Below are 678 nucleotides of genomic sequence, written 5' to 3' on the forward strand. Positions count from 1 at the left end.
TGCACTGAAGGAATTCCTCTTGGCTCGCACCAGAATCGCCTACGGCGCCCACTCGCAGCAGTTCGGGCACGTCTTCCTGCCCGACCTCGAGTCTGTGACGGGGCCCGTTCCCGTCGTCATGGTCGTCCACGGGGGTTCGTGGCACGGTCGTTACCAACTCACCTTGGGCACGGCGCTCGCCGTCGATCTCGCTCGTCGCGGTGTGGTGGCGTGGAACGTCGAGTACCGGCGCCTCGAGGCCGGTGGCGCGTGGGACGAGATGTCCGCCGACCTGGTTGCGGCGTTCGAGACGATCTTCACCGAGGTCGTTCCGCACGCGCAGCGCGCCGGCGTCGAGATCGACGTCGACCGTGTCCGGCTCGTCGGTCATTCGGCGGGAGGTCAGCTGGCGGTGTGGCTCGCCGGTGAGAACACATCGGTGCGGCCGGAATTCGTGGTCTCGCAGGCAGGAGCGCTCGACCTGGTCACGCCCGGGGAGCGAGGCCGCCGTGTGCACGCATTCGAGGCGCTCTTCGGTGCGTCCTACACGGATGAGCCGGAGCGTTACCGCTGCGCCTCACCCACGCACCGGGTGCCGATCGGTGTGCCGGTCGCGGTGCTGCACGGCACCATCGACGAGCAGGTTCCGGTGAGTGTGGCGCACCGCTACGCCGAGGTGGCCGCGACAGCGGGAGATCC

Annotated in this window: 1 protein-coding gene; it reads left to right on the forward strand. The window is 68.7% G+C overall.

All coding sequences use genetic code 11. From position 1 onward, the window contains the following. Positions 1 to 19: 19 nt before the first annotated feature. Positions 20 to 678 (forward strand): alpha/beta hydrolase family protein (locus R1101_RS0125045; protein ID WP_026003671.1); only part of this gene is annotated, 659 nt, incomplete at its 3' end.

Origin of the sequence: Rhodococcus sp. R1101, assembly GCF_000278445.1 — a bacterium.
In the GTDB taxonomy this organism is placed as follows: Bacteria; Actinomycetota; Actinomycetes; order Mycobacteriales; family Mycobacteriaceae; genus Rhodococcus; species Rhodococcus gordoniae.